The following is a 15,599-nucleotide window of genomic DNA, read 5'->3' on the forward strand; positions in this document are numbered from 1 at the left end:
AAGACAGTATTTTTACTATCTAGGAGGTTTTTAATTTGCATACTCACGGTGAAGTACAAAATGAAACAGTACGTGAATGTATCGTAATGAATTCAGATTACGACAAATCAGCAAAAGTTATCGAGTTTTCAAGAATAGAAAACTATGTTGTAAAAAAATTTACTGCGCTAAATGTGAAGAATGGCAAGAAACAGATAGTCGATATTTTATAACTGATATATTCTGCCCTACTTGTTGTACAAATTGGGAATGATATTAACACGCCATTTAAATCAAAAAGCACTCAATAGGAGGAGGGGTTATAATGGCTATGCATGGTGAAGTCCGTAATACCTATGAACATGAGTATCTCGTGAAGAATGAAACGCCTGAGAAAACAGCAAAGGTGATTGAACTATCAAGATTAGAAACATACATAGTGAAGGAGGTTTACTGTGGTAAATGTGAAGATTGGATGGAAACAGATAGTCGTGACATCGTAACTGATTACCTATGTCCTAATTGCTGCACTAATTGGGAATGATATTACCCCCCCACTTTAAATCAAAAAGCGCTCAAAATGATAATACATATGCACGCCATTATAAAATGACAACAGCTCAAAGCAGTTACTAGAACATTTGTATGTTTTAGTAACTGCTTTTAGTTTTGTGCTGAAATAGATGAATTGAAAAAACTTTTAAAAATGATTTAACTCTGCTAAACAGTCCTCGTATAAGTTTATGTGGGCGGTTTAGACAGTTTTATTAGTTAGTAATTCTATAAGTAATTTAACTTTGCTCGTATAAGCCATACGTGAGCGATATAACGACTTTATATAGTGAATTTACAAAACGATTTAACTATGTAATTTAGCTTGCGTATAAGGAAATGAAGGAGATGAAGCAGCAAGGAAGTTTACAACTAGAAAAGTATTCGACTAAAAGAGCGTAACCTTTCAATGGAAACGAATTGTTATAGCTTGTCAAATCAAATTCAATCACTGAACGAATAAAAAGTAACGTTTTAATAGGAATCTTCTAAATCCCCCCGGTGCCTACTAAATCAAGTATTAGAGTGGGATTTGGCGGGAGCTATGTGATACCTATGAAAAATTTTTTGTGAAGGTTGATGCGGATTTGAAAAACAATTTAACTCTGCTAAATACATTGCGTATAAGGCAAATAAGGGTGAATAACCCTATAAAAACTTTTATGAGGAGAATTAACATTATGGACATTAAACAAAAAAACTTACTAAAAGATTGGAGTAAAATGAATGTCTAATTTATGAGCATGATAATTGCTACTACGAATATCAAAATCGATTATCCAATTTCATCTTTGTACCTGAGCAGCGGGTACATGCAAATAAAGATGAATACTTAAAGGGGAATATTGTTTTAAGTAATGGAGAAACATTAAGCAATATTGTATTAACACCTAAAGCTTTTATTAGCAAAAAGGGTTTCATTGAGGAAATCAACAGTACAAAAATCAGTTGGTTGGGCGGAGATAAACATTTACAGTATTTGAAAGAGCTTTTTATGACAAAAGAAATTGTAGATAGATATGCGGTTAATAAGATTGGCCTCCATAACAATTTATTCATTATTCCTAATAAAGTTATTAATAGTGAAGGTATTGTTGAAAACAGTCAATATATTTATATGCCAAAACTTGCGGAAGGTCAGATGGATTTTGATTTATCAATGGATACACTTTCATTTGATGATTGGAAGGAGCTAGCTAAAGAAGTATTACCATTATTAGTTCAAATCAATGAAGAAGCTGTTATTAATACCATTATTGGTTGGCATTTTCTTGTACCTGTAGTGCCTTTATTACGTAAATATACGGATAATGCTTTCCCGCAGCTAATGATTTGGGGTACACAAAGTGCTGGTAAAACAAGTACAGCACAACTATTCGGTAAGTTGTTTGGTAATCCAGAAGTACGTTCCTGTACCCGCCCCGCATTTTCTATCACAAGGGAAGTCGATTTATTGAATGGAGTTCCATTATATTTAGATGAGTTTAGACCGCATAATATGTCGGTATCTAATTGGAAAGGTTTAAATAACTTAGCTTTAAACGCATATAAAGCTGCACTTGATGGCCGAGGCAATAAAAATCAAGGAACGGTTACGTATAGACTAACAGCACCGATTGTATGGTTGGGGGAAACAAGTTTTGAGGAATCTAATATGTTGGAACGATTAATTATTGCACAACTTACACCAAATACATTAAGTAAAAGCGATAGTTATAAAAAGGCATTTAAAAAGCTGAACTCCTTAAACGTATCTGGTTTTATGATGGGGTATGTACAATGGTAACTACATAGAATTGAACGTGACGATATTCGTTTAAGTACATTATATGAGCATCATAAAGAAGTAGTGGATAGTAAGTATGATTTACATGAGCGCCCATTATCGAACATTGCTATGGTTTTAATTGGGGTGGGTTTATTTAATGAACTTGCTAATGAGTTGCAGGTTAATTGTACGATTGATCAACATATTGTTATTGAAGAACAAGTAAATCATTTCAATAGTAACAAGGTTCATACGATGTTACAAAATCTGTTTAAGCATACAGTAGCAATTGTTCAAAGTAATAATTATGAATTTAAAGAAGGCATTCATTATACGTATAATGCATCTCAGCATAAATTAACTATCGCTAAGGATATATGGTTCCCAACAGTAAGAAGATATATGAAGGATCATGACTATGTAAATGAGCGTTTTTCTGATAAGCAAATTAAGAATTTATTGAAAGAAAATAAAGATCAAATAGGCTTTATTTTAGATGATTCCGCATCAAGAACGGTGGGGGAGAAATCTACAAGATGCTATGTAATTGATACACATCGCTTAGAAGAAGAACTAGATATCTCTAAGGATATGTGGGAACATCGTTTTAACTTTTAAACGAAATAAGCTGGATTTCATTTAAATATGGATTTCAGCTTTTTGATGTCTATACAAACACATTAACTACAATATGTATAAGTAATAGAGTACTATTTGTTGTATTTATAATATGCTGACAATAGTATATATAACAATTGTAGTTACTGTATTTCTAATAGAAGGTTATAAGCAAGTTAGAGTAAGTTCGTAGAAACCTACTATATTTATAAACACTACATCCAAATTCAATAAAATTGTAATAAGTATTCTTAGGTTCGCTTTCTATAAATGAAGAAAATGCGGTTATGTGGTGCGTAATTAAAATATTGAATAGGCAACAAAATGCAACAAATTGTAATTATTGGTGTTTTGTAGTTTGAGTTTTAATAGTATAATTATACTAATTAAGGAGGGCAGTATTGTTAGATGGATACAGTTACATCTAATTAAGGTGAAGGGGCAAAGGTATTTCTATTTCATATTTACGGAGTAGAAATTCTTTTAATACATTAATTCTACAAATTTTGAAGGAGTTGTAGAATATGACAAGGTATAATGATTCATTCACAAAATCTGTAGTTCAACAATATATTAACGGGAAAAGTAAAACGGAAATTCTTAGAGAACATGGAATGTCAAAGCAAACATTGAATGAATGGATTAACAAGTTTTTACCACAATTAGTTTCTGAGTATAAATTGAGTAACGAACAAATTAAAAAATATGAAGATGAAAATGATTTTTTAAAAAAGGAAAACATATTCCTTAAAGAGACACTTATTAAAGTTTTAGAAATGAAAAAATAAAAGTAGTAATTACTGTATTATGAGGGCATAGAAATCCCGTTATCTATGCCTCTCATAGCCCCAATCTAACAATACTGTAAACTGATAGTTTACAAATACTGCCCATAATTGGTGTTATGGGCAGTAAGTTAGTTATAAATAGGAATGTAAAGCTATGATGTTATAAAAATTTTTCCTAGTCAATATCCATCATCGTTGGGAGTGTGCGACAATCCGAGTGATGACTGATTGAATCATACATAATTAGTTTATGTGGTGCGCCATTCAGTGATTTTTTATAATAATTGGGAAATTGGTCGGACGTTGAATTGTTGGATGTCAAAAATGTTCATAATGATAGCAAGGTTCTAAAGAACTACTTAATAAATAGGAGGGTAAGTTAATGTCTTCATTAGTGTTTATAGCAACACATTGGGGAACCGATGAAGGTGGAATAAATTCATTTAACTATGATTTTGTGAAAGCAATAGCTAATTCGTACAAAGATAAATGTAAAATTGTTTGTGTGGTTAAAGAAGCCAACAATAAAGATATAGAAAATGCTAAAAAATTGGGTATTGAAATTATACTAATAGAAGGTAGATTTAATAGCAGTGTAATATTTGATGAAGTCAAAAAAAATGGGCATAATCAAGTGATTTGTTGGATAGGCCATGATATAATCACAGGTTTTAAAGCTATTGAATGTGTAAAATTAGACAAATACTTGGGGAATAATTCTAAAAGTGCAGTTATTCATCATATGAATTACTTAAAATACTATGCATCAAAGTCTGGAAGTGGAGAGGAAGCAAATCAGAGAGATAAATTGCAAAAAAGGGTTTTAGAACAAGCAGATTTGGTATTTGCTGTAGGTCCTTATTTAGTTGAATCTGCAATAAATAAAATAAGGTCAAGAGATATCCAAAATCCAAAAGTATATGAATTAATTCCTGGAATAGCGGATTTAGAGAGTTTAGAACCTCATGGAGATTTTAGTGGGATTGTGTATGGTCGACTTGGTGGTGGTGATGAAATTGTTAAGCAAGGTAAATTGGCTATAGCCTCTTTTTTTAAAGCATGTGCAGAAGATAAATTTAATAATAGTGTTTTAACAGTAGTAGGATTAGACGATAAAGAATTAATAGAAAAGCAAAAAGAACTACAAAATCTCGGATTTGAACATAGTAATAAACTGGTTAGTGTATTAGGGTTAGGTTATAAAGATAGAGAAGAGTTGTATGATATTGTTAGAGTCCAAGATATTTCTATGATGCTATCTACACATGAAGGTTTCGGTTTGGTAGGGTGGGAAGCTATTTCTGCAGAAATACCACTAATTTTATCCGTAGATACAGGGCTCTATAAATTTCTAGATAATCTTGGTGGAAGCTTTACAGGATGTATTTATGGTGTGAAAATTACAGGTGATTTTAATACAGATTTAGAAGTTGTATCTTCTCGTATTAAAGTAGTTAAAAATGATATACAAAAATCTAGAAGAAATGCGAAAAATTTGAAAAAACAATTAGAAGAATTTTCTTGGGGAAAAACAGCGGAAGATTTTTTCTCTAATATCGATATAGAAAGTATACTGGATAATTATGGTGATATGAAATTTAAAAAAAGCGATAAAATAGATATAAATAAAAGTCAAAAAGAATGTTTACCTATTACAACGCCTTTTTTATTTTCAACTACTACACATTTAGCATACATTATTTCAAAAAATTTTTTTAATGGTATCCATTATGCTTGGTGTGCTCCTAAATTTGATGCTAAAGAAACAAATCCAGCCTCTGCTAACCCACTGGAAATATATAAAAAATTATCTTGGGAAATAGAGAGTGGTCAGGAAGGTGTCGCTATTGCAAAACATAAAGTAGGTCTTTATAGGGCTCTTAGTGAAAAAAAACAACAGGGTGTTATATCTGAAACACAAGAACATCAGATAAGCGAAATTATACGTGCTGCACAAATAGGTAATTTTAGACCCGTTATTTATGCTATCGCCACTCATAAAGTAAGTGATATAGTAGAAGCAGCTCCGCATAATAAAAAAGATGGTGTTTTTTCACAAGAGTTTTTGATCAAGAAATTGCCAGGAGCGTTAATAGAATTGATAGATATTGATATTTAAGGAGGTATTTTATGTTTGAGTTAATTCGAAGTCATGAAAAAGAAGATGCGATTGAAATAATACATTATATAGTGAGTGTGTTGACTAAAAGTAAAAATGAACCTGATTACGAAATTGAAATAGAAAATTCAAATAGAATTTTACAAAATAAGGACATGATGGAAGTTTGTAATGCTATTTTAGAAGAATTAGATTATGAATCACTTAAAGATGAAGAGTTAGACACATACATTATCGAACTATATAATTTACTACAAGAACTACTTACTTCAAATGTTTCCTTTGATTTGGATAGAGGTAGAGAATTATTGAAATCTTTAAACGAAAATGAGAAAAGCTAGAATTAGAATTTAATCAAAATTTATTGCATTTGCTTCGAAAAAACATTAGTATTACCGTAGTCAAAAACGTAGTCAAAAAATCAATTACCCCCGCAGCTCTTGATATATCAATACTTTAAGACGGTTGGTTCGACTCCCGCCGTCTCCATAATACGATTTCATTGGATTTCAATGAACGTCAAAACCCTTGTATATCAAGGGTTTTTTATTTTGTCTATGCCATTGAGGGGCATTTAATTTCAATAGATGGCATTTAAAGTGGCATTTTTTAAGCGTTAAAAATCCATATACTTTGCAAACTTTTCGGCTGCAACTTCTTTCGCTTTTTCTGTTACGTGAGTATAAATGTTCATAGTAGTTTGAACATCAGTATGTCCTAAGCGGTCTTGTACTTCTTTTATTGTTGCACCAGCTTCAAATAACAATGAATAATGGGTATGTCGTAATCCATGTGTAGTGATTTTTTCTAAATTATATTTTTCTTGAAGTTGCACAATCCATTTCCGTGTTTTGGTTGGCTAGAGATATTCCTTACGTTCATTACTGAAAACAAGTTGGTTAGGTTTTAATGTATTGATCCCTAACTTTAAATAATCTTGCTTCTAAGTCGGTAACGGTGCAACAACTGGAGAAGAATAAGAAAAGAGCAATGAAGCAATTAAATAAATTGTTTACATAGACACTACCTATTTAATTGTATTTAGTTTTTTTATTATTTGTTAAAAAGTTACAATTTTTTTGTAATAAAACTTATTTCAAATGAGTTTTAAATATTATTATATAAATATTTGGTAAATATGGTATATTAATAGCTAGTTATGTTGAATTACAAACTTATAATCCAATACATTTTAGGGGGGCACAATGTCTTATACAAAAAAATTATACGAAGAAAATATAGTTAAAAATGTTCAAGAAATCATGTCAAAAACAATAGGAAATAATGATATTACACCAATTCTAGAATTAATAGATAGTACTCTAGATATATTAGAAGGGATTGACCAGGTCGATCCAGAAGTTGGACAATTATGGAACGAGATAACTTCAGATATTCTTGCAAGTGTTAACTCTGCAACATCTGGATTCTATAGACAAGGAATCCTTACACTTAGAAGTGTACTTGAATTAGGGTGTATGTCATTTTTCTATCTTGATCATAAAGTAGAATTCCATTTATTTAAAGAACATGATGCTAAAGCAGATAAGTATGTTAGCAAATTAATAAGAGAATACAATTTCTATAAAACAGACTATATCAGTAGTTTTTATACCAATATAGAAGAAGTTCAAACTAAAAGAGATTCTATTAGTGAATATCTAGATAAAACTTATAAAGATTTAAGTGACGTAGTACATGGGAGATACAAAACACTTAAAAAGCAGGATATATTAAAGATTGAATACAGTATATCGGATTTCAATAATTTTAAAAAATTTTTAACGTCAGTAGTAAGTATACTTGCAACAATGTATGTTTTAAAATTTGAAAATAAGAATTCTGAATTAATAAAATTGGCAAATGTAACAAGGACGGTGGTCTTATGAGAGCTTTAGAAATGTCATTAGGTGATTATATAGCTGATAGAACCGAGAGTTTAGATGATGAGTTTATAAGAGAATACTTTGTTGAGTATAGTAAAGAAAAAATTCAGAGATTAACTGATTCTGAACAGTATCTTTTTGAAGGCAGTAGAGGAATTGGAAAGACAATGTTAATGAAGTACGCTGCTTTACAGGTAAATGCTTCATTTGAAAAAGATAGTGTATTAGGAGTATGGGTTAGCTTCGAAGAATCGATTCGGCTTGAAAGAATAAAAATGATTAAAAATGGAATCGATCCTTTTTTACAATGGACAATGGGAAAGATTTTGTTGGAGGTATTAATTAAGATAAAAAGTTTAAAACCTGATAATATCGATAAACTAAATAGTAGACTTTCAAATATCTTTGGAAATGAAGAATCTAAAAATAATTATGATTTTTATTTCGAATTGTTATCTGAATATATTCATGTTTTAGAGACAGGTGATATCGAAGATAATATGGCTTTAAAAGATCAAGCGCCATCTACACATTTAAGTAATATATTAGATAATCCAAATAGTTTTAAAACTTTTTTGAAAAAATTAATTGAAGATTTTAATCTTAAAAGAATAGTCTTATTATTTGATGAAGCAGCACATGTATTTTCCTTTACTCAACAGGAAAAATTTTTCTCATTCTTTAAAGGATTGAGAGACCCACAAATAGCTTGTAAAGCAGCTGTGTATCCAGGCATAACGAATTACGGAAAGTATTTCGAAAGAGGGCAAGATGCTAAAGAGCTGAGTTTAAGTTGGTTTCCAAATAACAAGGATAATCTAAATTATATTAAACAAATACTAAAAAAGAGAATTCAAGATTATGATGATAAATATTGGCAAATGCTATCTGTAAAGCCTGAAATAATAGATACCATTTGTACATGTAGTAATGGGAATCCACGTTTTGTTTTTCATATAATAGATGAATTAGAAAGTACTGGTGAGTTTAAGAACAAAAGTATACGAATGCAAAAGGTAATAAATAGTATAAGAGTCGTACTTGAAACGAAATGGAAAGAGTTCAGCACATTAAAGAAAAGACTAATAAAGTATAATGAATATATAAATCAAGCAGAAGATTTGGTAAAGAAATTTCTTATACCGAACTTAAAGGAATGGAATATTAAAAGAAGAGATAAGGCAAGTAAATTATCAATAGGTTTTTATGTCTCGACAACCTTATATGAGAAAATTCCTCAAGTTTTTGAAGTCTTAGCTTATTCGAATCTATTATCAATTGATCATACGAAAAAAAGTATAGGTCAGGGACACTTTGGATACTTTATGTCATTTAATCCTAGTATATTAATTTCAGATGGAATATTAAAGGATGTTAGTGAATTTAAAAACATCTCAATAGCTATCGAAAATAATCAAGCATATTATCCTACAACGCCTAAAATGGATCAGTTAATGGAAACTTTAAAATTTGAAAATGAATATCACTGCAGTAATTTTAAATGTGATTTCAAAACAAGTGAGGAAGATTTTGCTTTTTGTCCTAAATGTAGAAATGAAATGGAAGTTCCTGAAATAGAACACGAATCACTATATAAGATTTTAAGAAGCCATAATATAGATAATCTAAAATTGTCACACAAAATAATTAGTAGATTGAGTGAAAAATTTACTAATATAGGGGAAATTTATGATGCTTCAATTGATGAAATAAGAATGAAATATATTCAAGATGTTCGCGCAGAAAGAATTAAAAATGCAGCCATTGAATACATGGCTGGTTAACCAAGAAATTTATTTAAGTGATATTAATTTTTAATTTATTGATATTTAATGTTTAAGCTCAATAAAAAATGCACTAAATTTTGTTAGAATTGACTAACAAAATTTAGTGCATTTTTAAAGTGCTTAATTGTAATTTGATGGTAGCAGGAACACCATTATTTTGTTGGAGGGGTTGTAGAATAAATTTATCTTCAAAAAAATTTACCCACCTATGAGAACAGTTTAAGTTAAATATTATGCGTAGTTTGGAAGGTGAACAGATTGGAAAAGAAAATTCAACAACATTATGTATGGGAATCTTATTTAAAAGCTTGGCGTTTTAATGATAAGCAAGTATTTTGTCACCGAGTACAGGATAAAAAAACTTTCCCTGTTAATCAAGAAAAAACAGCTAAAGAACGCGAATTCTATAGATTAAAAGAATTCACTGAAAATGATGAGTCCGTTATCTACGGTGCATTTATTAAAGGAACTTATAATGAAGCAGTAAACATGGGATGGGTTAGAAAGTTCAAAAAAGTATTTGATATGATAAATGATCTAAAATCCAAAGGAATATACAATGAAGAAATTGAGAAAGAATTTGAAATTTTAATTGTTAATGCGGAAGAAGAACTTCACACAAATATAGAAAAAAATGCGTTACCAATTTTAGAATCTTTAAAAAAATGGATGTTAGCCCATTTTATAATGAAGATACAAGGATAGACTTTTCTATATTTTTATGTACGCAATACTATAGAACTAAAAAGATGAAAAACTCTGTTATAAGAAATACAAAAGATATTGCTAATAAAATGGATGCCGATATCGAGCGAATGTGGAATGTAATTTCTCATATTTTAGCTACAAATTTATCTCATTCTTTAATTATGAAAAAAGATTCTAAGTGGACTCTATTAACTAATAGTAAATCCACATTTATTACATCTGATCAACCGATTGTAAATATTAAAGGTAAATATTCTAATGATGTAGAAACAGAAGAATTAGAGTTATATTATCCTATTTCACCGAGTAAAGCACTCTTAATTTCTGATATAAATAATTCTCCAAAGCCTGATATTTTTGAAATAAATGAAGAAGAAATAAAAAAATATAATTCTATTATTTTAAATACTTGTGAGGAACAAATCTATCTTAATAACATAGACATATTAAAAGATTTAATGTAAATCTAAACAACTGAACTCCCTTTTTTTATGGACCATGCAAAAATTTTGGTGCATTTGATGGGTGTATAATAGTTATTATTATATTAATGTCCCACCGCAATGTCCTACCGTTGAAATGGTGAAACATCATGTGGGAGTAAATCTTAAACGTTGAATTATGAATCTTAATCATTTATTCTTTTAATCTTTTAAAACATGCTCTTAATAATTAATATAATAATCAAGCAGCTGCAGAAATGTAGTTGCTTTTTATATTGGCAATAAAAAAACAGCTCTCGTAACGACATTTGATTCAATAACAGATATGGACCAGCGGTAGAAAATCACATGGTAGCACATTTCTATGGCCTAACAGAAAGTGAACGTGCCATCATTTTCAAACTTGTTAGTCACGCTTTGGAACATCCAGGGGCTTGTCATTTAAAAGCTTCCACAATTGCTACATCGTTGGAGATAAGCACAAAGACGGTTTATCGTGCTATTTCAAAATTGGAATTACTAGGAATCATAAAGAAACAGTCAACTACGAAGGAAAAGGGTGGAAATGGTGCAAACATATATATTATTTTGCCGTACCAAACTGAAATATGCGAAAGCCATATCAAGCCTTTCGAGGAATTTGAGGTAGTTACATTACAAGAAACTTATAAAGTGGCAAAAGCTGAAAAAGAGGCTCATAAGGAATACATGAATAAATCTCAGCAAATGCTTTATGATTTTATGCTCTCATTACCTCTTCCAGATAACTTTAAGGATGACTGCATAAAGTGGTACTAGCATCCAATGTAAGTAATATTCAGGAATTCATATTGGCCAAGAACGTTATTTTTAAAATGATCAAAGATATTAAAGAGGGTGTACTGACAGTCACTAAAACAATACGTGCCATATTCGTAGGGGCCCATAAGAAGGCAATACAACGTAGGGATAGGCATAATATCAACGAAAGTTCAAGAGCGCGCAAATGTGCGTCCAGTACCTTTATACAACTGGCTAACTAATGTAGATGGACCAACAGAAGTATTTTAATATGAAGGAAGTGAGGATACATGAAAGTTACGGCCAAAGAATGGTGTGTTATGTCAGACCACAATAAACAATTACTACTAAAATCAGTAGCAAACAAATAACGTATATAATAGAAGGGAAATGATGAACATGCAGCAACAAAGACAGCACTTATTAGAAAAAGTAGTACTCGAAAATAGTAACGATGCTTCAGGATTATCAGTACAAATGATTGATTTACGAGTTGTACTGCAGGCGGTAGCTAATTTGATGAAAAGAATTGATGAAATCACTGAAAATCGTTGGCATGAGGATCGTGGCATGGCATATATGTCCATTCAAGAAATTCAAGATACAGTACGTTTAATTGATATGGCTTTCTATCCATTATTTAAAAGTATGGAAGATGAAGTAAAAACCATTAACATTCACGCTCAAGAATTATATGATACAGTAATTAAATATGAATCTGAGCTTTGTACATAAAAAAGCTGGGAATCCATCATTGTACAATTAAACTGATATTTTGAGTTTTTAGATAAGGTAATAGTAAAATATATATATAGTAACATTTTAATATATTAAAGTGGGTGGTCTGTTATGTGGTATGATTCCCAAGCTGATTTTGCTAGTGTAATTAGATTTGAAAATGAAGGATTTAATACAAAGCCATACAATTCTTCCCGAAAGAAATACGGTTCAATTGCTTATTGTCACTGCTTTTCTTTTATATTTATAGAAGTAACGGATATTGATACTAGTTCCTGTATTTTACCTGTTGGTATAAAACGAGTAGAGCCTCAAATTGACGATACTTTGTGGTCAGGGTGTTTTGTTTTTTTAGAACATTATGATCCTAAAGCACTTGAAAATAGTTTGTTCATTAAAGCTAATCATAAAAAAAATGTCGCTTTAATAGACCGCCAAGAGAAAGTATGGGTACGAAATATTAACTATAAGGGCAATAGAATTTTTGAATATGTAGATAATGAGCGTGGATATTATTTATTGGAGACATGTGATGAACAAGATTGGGTAATAATGAGTGTAGAAAATGCATTAAAAAGGACCCAAAAATCGAAAGAGCATTTTGGTTATTATAGAGAAGAGATTACAGAGATTTACTTAATGGAAGAACAGCTAAAGCGTTTAATAATGTCACCTGTAAGTTGTCCTTTGATGAGTATGAAGGAGTTAATAAGTTGCTTAATAAAGGTTAGAGGTGTGTAAATTAAAAAGTAACGGATAGAGTACTAACTATAAACGTTACTTTTTGTGTTTTACTTGCCACCTGTTAATCACCAAATAAAAAAGATTGAAGCCATTAGCCTCAATCTTACTTATTTATTATAAAAACTTGCCCCCGACAACGCTGTTTTTGATAAATGGCATTTAATATGGCATTTTATTAGTTATGAAATTAGCGGAAAACCCTTATAATCACTGATATATCAACACTTTTATAAGATTGGTGGTAGAAGACCAGCCGTCTCCATAATACGAAATCATTGGATTTCAAACAGTGTCAAAACCCTTGTATATCAAGGTTTTTTTATTTTGCACTATTTCATATAGATTCAATGAATATCAATCGAACGTAGTCAATAATGTAGTCAAAGGAGGCGCCTAACTACATTTCAATGTAGCTGGCGAACTTCATAATCGCTTCTTCTTTTGCTTCTTTCGTAACGTGAGCGTAAATGTTCATAGTAGTTGTATGTCCTAAAAGATCCTGTACTTCCTTAAAACTAGTACCCGCTTCTTACACAATGAACAATGCGTATGACGTAAACCGTGTGTTGTAATTGTACCTAGCCCATATTTGTTCTGAACATGTACAATCCATTTACTGGTCTTTGTAGGCTGTAGGTATTCATTAAGTTCATTACTAAACACAAGCTGCTTAGTTTGCATTGTATTGAAGGCTAGTATTAAATACTCCTGCTTTTGTTTTTTCTTCCACTCTTTTAATATTACCATTGTGTTAGGATCCATTTAATAGTATAAGCAACACCTGTTTTTGTAGACTTATCTTATAGCTGATTATCTTTACCTCGTGAAAGTGCCTTATTAATACGTAGCTCATTTGTTGTGGGGTTTAAGTCATTCCACGTTAGAGCCAACGCTTCACCTTTACGCTGTAGGCAAGTAGATGGAATAGGACATATGCTTTGTGTTTACTTTCTTGCTCAAGGCATTTATAGGAACTGAATTAACTATTCACGAGTGTAGAAGTTTTCTGCTTCTTCTGCATCCCCTACGATAGCCTTTTTTGAATGTACCTTTGTTGATTTCAATTTTAAGCTTAGCAAGTGCTAATTCAGCTTCTTTTTTTGTCTCGAAACCACGTCGAGTACTATGTTTTTATTTTTCAGTAAGAATGACTACACCGACATATAATTGAACCATATATCATTTACACAAATAAGGGCTGGTTAAAGATCACGTACTATTGAGAGCTATGGATAGTTTTGTTCAGTTTGTATGTTTTTGTAGTTTTTTTAAGAATTTACAGTGCCAAAAACAGACAGGTAACATTATAAAGGGTATAATGTTCGAAAGTGCGTACAAATAAATTTAGAGAGATTTTACATAAATATAACAGCGCTGATATTACGAATGACTAAAGCCACAAAAAACTAGGCACTGGGTAGGGTGTGAAAATTTTGAGAGTGGCAAGTCGAGTAATTCTATTCATATGTATACTCTGAGCTTCTATTTTTATATAAGAAGGAGAGACAAAGTGAGGAAAGATATTGAAAATGCAAATATTTCCAATGAGGAAGTTATAAAGTTATATGAACCTAGTGAAAAAGAAATAAGTACTCTTGAACATTCACTTAGAGTTTTAAATAAGTTTCAGATAAAGAACATAGTAGAACTAAATCAAATAATCCTCCCTGCAAGTGTAAAAACTGGGAAAGATACTAATGAATATTTATTATATCAATTTACTAATGGGCAACTTACACGAGAAATTTTTCAACAATTCAAAAAAGCAGCTTTTAATCCTGAGTTAGATGCAACTGATGGTTTTTACCTCGCCTTTAAAGAAGACTTGAAAGTTCAAGAAAATGATTTGATAGAATACATCGAAGCGTGGAATAAAGAAGAGCTAAAAACCTCGTATATAGAGATGGTAGATTATTCTAATGGTAAAGCTAGTTTCTTGGTAAAGAAGAAAATTGAAAAATTCTTTTATAATAGAGATACAGAACTTAGTACAAAATATTATGAAGAACATCAATTAATGGTAGATATTTATCTTAAAAAGAAAATAATTTATTTTCAGACTAGAAATACTGTGAAATTTTCTTCTGTGAAAACAGTTATCAGGGATTTCATTAAATATATTTTAAATATTGAAAAGTTTGCTCTTCACCCACCAAAACTAAACCAAAAGTTAAACTTTAAATTGAAAGAGGATGGATGGACTGCTGAGTCATACGATTATATTAGTCCGAACACTATTAAACTATTAGATTTATTTTTAGAGCTAGATAATGATAAATCGAGTTTTAGTGATTTCGAATGCATTGATATAACATTTGATCATGAATATTCAAATCAAAAGGATGTGAAGGAGAGAATTAATTCACAGAATTATGATGGTGGGGATTTATTAAGTAAAGATGAAGTAAAACAATTAATATTAAAAAAACGTATTATTTTAAAGATAAAATTTAATATATATTACAAACAAATAATTGATGCTGCAAATGAAAGATTTATATACCATTCTATCCTGGTTGGAATAGAAAATACTAAAAACTCCTTTAGACTTTACATTTATAATACAGATGCAACTTTAAAGGAAATAATTAGTCAAGCTTATGAAGATTTAAAGCAAGTATTTATTGAACACTATTCAGAAGGAACACTACTTAATGAAGATAAAATAAAGTCACTACTAGGGTTATAG

The 15,599-nt window shown here is 30.5% G+C and carries 17 protein-coding genes and 1 pseudogene; 15 read left to right on the plus strand and 3 right to left on the minus strand.

What is annotated here, in order from left to right; genetic code table 11:
* Positions 1 to 35: 35 nt before the first annotated feature.
* From KVT27_RS15235 to KVT27_RS15265, 7 genes are all read left to right on the plus strand, one after another.
* Positions 36 to 212, plus strand: coding sequence for a hypothetical protein (locus KVT27_RS15235; RefSeq protein WP_217581547.1), 177 nt, complete (start codon positions 36 to 38; stop codon positions 210 to 212).
* Positions 213 to 304: 92 nt separating this feature from the next.
* On the plus strand, positions 305 to 523 hold the full coding sequence (locus KVT27_RS15240) for a hypothetical protein (protein WP_217581548.1): 219 nt from the start codon (positions 305 to 307) through the stop codon (positions 521 to 523).
* A gap of 960 nt (positions 524 to 1,483) precedes the next feature.
* Positions 1,484 to 2,317 (plus strand): DUF927 domain-containing protein, encoded by an 834-nt coding sequence (locus KVT27_RS15245; RefSeq protein ID WP_369009664.1) that lies wholly within the window; start codon positions 1,484 to 1,486, stop codon positions 2,315 to 2,317.
* Between the two features lie 63 nt (positions 2,318 to 2,380).
* Entirely contained in the window at positions 2,381 to 2,917 is a 537-nt protein-coding gene (locus tag KVT27_RS15250) for a hypothetical protein (protein WP_217581550.1), read from the plus strand.
* 524 nt (positions 2,918 to 3,441) lie between these two features.
* A complete protein-coding gene (locus KVT27_RS15255; protein ID WP_217581551.1) occupies positions 3,442 to 3,705 on the plus strand; it encodes a transposase in 264 nt (87 codons plus the stop codon).
* A 382-nt stretch (positions 3,706 to 4,087) separates the two neighbouring features.
* A complete protein-coding gene (locus KVT27_RS15260) occupies positions 4,088 to 5,824 on the plus strand; it encodes a glycosyltransferase (RefSeq protein WP_217581552.1) in 1,737 nt (578 codons plus the stop codon).
* A gap of 11 nt (positions 5,825 to 5,835) precedes the next feature.
* Positions 5,836 to 6,165, plus strand: coding sequence for a hypothetical protein (locus KVT27_RS15265; protein ID WP_217581553.1), 330 nt, complete (start codon positions 5,836 to 5,838; stop codon positions 6,163 to 6,165).
* Between the two features lie 275 nt (positions 6,166 to 6,440).
* Here KVT27_RS15265 and KVT27_RS15270 read toward each other — a convergent pair whose 3' ends face one another.
* Positions 6,441 to 6,662, minus strand: coding sequence for a tyrosine-type recombinase/integrase (locus KVT27_RS15270; RefSeq protein ID WP_217581620.1), 222 nt, complete (start codon positions 6,660 to 6,662; stop codon positions 6,441 to 6,443).
* Between the two features lie 367 nt (positions 6,663 to 7,029).
* On the opposite strand from KVT27_RS15270, the gene KVT27_RS15275 reads away from it, so the two are divergent.
* The 7 genes from KVT27_RS15275 (at position 7,030) to KVT27_RS15305 (ending at position 12,907) form a co-directional block, all read left to right on the plus strand.
* Positions 7,030 to 7,713, plus strand: a complete 684-nt coding sequence (locus tag KVT27_RS15275; protein ID WP_217581554.1) for a hypothetical protein — start codon at positions 7,030 to 7,032, stop codon at positions 7,711 to 7,713.
* Positions 7,710 to 9,494, plus strand: a complete 1,785-nt coding sequence (locus KVT27_RS15280; RefSeq protein WP_217581555.1) for an ORC-CDC6 family AAA ATPase — start codon at positions 7,710 to 7,712, stop codon at positions 9,492 to 9,494. The genes KVT27_RS15275 and KVT27_RS15280 overlap by 4 nt, the downstream gene beginning before the upstream one ends.
* Positions 9,495 to 9,755: 261 nt before the next feature.
* Entirely contained in the window at positions 9,756 to 10,202 is a 447-nt protein-coding gene (locus tag KVT27_RS15285; protein ID WP_217581556.1) for a DUF4238 domain-containing protein, read from the plus strand.
* Complete coding sequence (locus tag KVT27_RS15290; protein WP_217581557.1) at positions 10,163 to 10,669, plus strand: DUF4238 domain-containing protein; 507 nt, start codon at positions 10,163 to 10,165, stop codon at positions 10,667 to 10,669. Before KVT27_RS15285 ends, KVT27_RS15290 begins: the two co-directional genes overlap by 40 nt.
* 327 nt (positions 10,670 to 10,996) lie before the next feature.
* On the plus strand, positions 10,997 to 11,446 hold the full coding sequence (locus KVT27_RS15295; RefSeq protein WP_217581558.1) for a helix-turn-helix domain-containing protein: 450 nt from the start codon (positions 10,997 to 10,999) through the stop codon (positions 11,444 to 11,446).
* A 375-nt stretch (positions 11,447 to 11,821) separates the two neighbouring features.
* Positions 11,822 to 12,163, plus strand: a complete 342-nt coding sequence (locus KVT27_RS15300) for a hypothetical protein (protein ID WP_217581559.1) — start codon at positions 11,822 to 11,824, stop codon at positions 12,161 to 12,163.
* Between the two features lie 114 nt (positions 12,164 to 12,277).
* A complete protein-coding gene (locus KVT27_RS15305) occupies positions 12,278 to 12,907 on the plus strand; it encodes a hypothetical protein (protein WP_217581560.1) in 630 nt (209 codons plus the stop codon).
* A 492-nt stretch (positions 12,908 to 13,399) separates the two neighbouring features.
* Here the strand turns inward: KVT27_RS15305 and KVT27_RS15310 are convergent, their stop codons facing one another.
* Positions 13,400 to 13,672: a site-specific integrase gene (locus KVT27_RS15310; protein WP_217581561.1), complete on the minus strand. Its 273-nt coding sequence runs from the start codon at positions 13,670 to 13,672 to the stop codon at positions 13,400 to 13,402.
* Between the two features lie 225 nt (positions 13,673 to 13,897).
* A pseudogene (locus KVT27_RS27340) lies at positions 13,898 to 14,029 on the minus strand (Arm DNA-binding domain-containing protein); the annotation flags it as partial.
* A 391-nt stretch (positions 14,030 to 14,420) separates the two neighbouring features.
* Here KVT27_RS27340 and KVT27_RS15320 point away from each other — a divergent pair.
* Positions 14,421 to 15,599 carry a hypothetical protein gene (locus KVT27_RS15320; protein ID WP_217581562.1) on the plus strand — a complete coding sequence of 393 codons (1,179 nt, stop codon included), beginning with the start codon at positions 14,421 to 14,423 and terminating at the stop codon, positions 15,597 to 15,599.

The sequence above is a fragment of the Lysinibacillus sp. GbtcB16 genome (genome assembly GCF_019091145.1).
GTDB classification, from domain to species: domain Bacteria; phylum Bacillota; class Bacilli; order Bacillales_A; family Planococcaceae; genus Lysinibacillus; species Lysinibacillus fusiformis.